1 protein-coding gene is annotated in these 1,615 nt (G+C 39.4%); it reads right to left on the bottom strand.

The genetic code is table 11. From position 1 onward, the window contains the following. Positions 1–149: 149 nt before the first annotated feature. Positions 150–1,475: a peptidoglycan DD-metalloendopeptidase family protein gene (locus E5A76_RS20165; RefSeq protein WP_161120032.1), complete on the bottom strand. Its 1,326-nt coding sequence runs from the start codon at positions 1,473–1,475 to the stop codon at positions 150–152. Positions 1,476–1,615 lie beyond the last annotated feature (140 nt).

Here is a 1,615-nt window from a genome sequence, read left to right as displayed (position 1 = left end):
ATCTAACAAACAATATGTTTCTAAATGTATTGTGACTTGTTGGTGCAAAGAACTTAATTGGTAACAATGAAGTTAAGTTCTCGTATTGAAAATAAAAAAGCACTGCCATTTTATCGGCAGTGCTTTTTCATCGGGGGAGTGGTTAAAAGCTACTTTTTCACAATAGCTATTTGGTTTTTATCTTCTTCGATCGCATTTTTCATCAAGTTATTATATTTAGCTACTTGGATCTCAAAGGCTTTTTTCTCTTGATTCGGAACAGATGCAGCTAATGGGATCTTAGCCGTCATTGGGTTTACGGCTTTGCCTCTAATAAGAAATTCGTAATGAATATGTGGGCCAGTTACACGTCCTGTACTACCTGATAGCGCAATTTCTTGACCACGTTTAACGTGTTGCCCTTGCTTGACCAAGATACGGCTATTGTGAAGATAACGGGTACTGTAGTTAGCACTGTGTTTGATCACAACATATCGCCCTGCATATGGATGGTTTGTTACTAGTGTGACGACACCATCACCCGTTGCTAGTACTGGAGTGCCTGATGGCGACGCAAAATCGACACCGTTATGTGGTTGGCGACGACCTGTTACTGGGTGTACGCGATTCGGGTTAAATGGCGAGCTAATACGAAAATGATCTGCTGCCGGGAATGGGTAACGAAGGAATGCGCGTTGTAAGCTTTCCCCATTTTGGTCATAGAAGTTGCCATCAGAGTGTAGGTAAGCAGATATTATATTCTTGCCAGTATAAATACGGATCGCTTGTAACTCACTGTCACCAGTGGCGTGATTTTGAATATATTTACGGTTAGTGACTACTTCAAAAAAATCACCCGCTTTAAGATCTCGATTGAAATTGAGCTTATCTTTAAGCAACGACATGATTTCTTGAACTTCACTGTGGCTTAATCCAGCTTTGCGAGCCGATGTGCTAAAGCTGCCATGAATGCTACCCGTTGCGACAGATTCATGCCAAACACCAGGTAAAGTGATTTCTTTGACATCGAAGCTACCGTCTTTAGATCTAATATAATCAATACGTTGCGCCAAGCTGAATTCGAGTTCTAGCTTATTGAGTTGATGATCACTTTCATTTATCCAAAAACGTAAGATGTTACCCGGCTGTAGTTTATCGATTTGGAGAGTGTTTAAATCGGCTTCCATGATTGCTTGGATGTCTGAATATGGGATCGATAGACGAGCGAAAATCTCACTTAATGTGTCGCCTTTTTGGATCTTGTATTCATAGCTAGGCGGTAAATTCACCGTCTTTTTCATTGCTTTTGGTGATAGTGCTTTGAGTACAACTTCAGGTGTGGTTGAAATGGGTAGTTGTACTTCAGTTGGCTTGTGTGTTGTCGTTGATGTATTGATAGATAGCGCAGCAGCGACAGTAATAAGAGAAATCCCTGCCAGAGTAATATATCGAGAATTGATCAATTTGCTTAAAATTGTCGTATTAAACGTAGACATAAACCTTTAATGCTCGTCTGTATTTTTATTTTTAATGAGTGCTTAAATACACTAACTTTTTTGTGAGCTTGTATGAAAACATAGCTTTTCTGAACCGTAAATGAATTAAAACTGCATAGACTAATTGTTCAGTGTATTTT

It is taken from the genome of Photobacterium lucens, from assembly GCF_009873615.1.
GTDB classification, from domain to species: Bacteria; Pseudomonadota; Gammaproteobacteria; order Enterobacterales; family Vibrionaceae; genus Photobacterium; species Photobacterium lucens.
The sequence above is the reverse complement of the archived record's forward strand: the minus strand, read 5'-3'. Positions and strand labels throughout refer to the sequence as shown.

What these genes read in the sequence shown, in the direction of transcription:
- E5A76_RS20165 (WP_161120032.1), bottom strand. Translation starts at nt 1,475, where the DNA reads ATGTCTACGTTTAATACGACAATTTTAAGCAAATTGATCAATTCTCGA.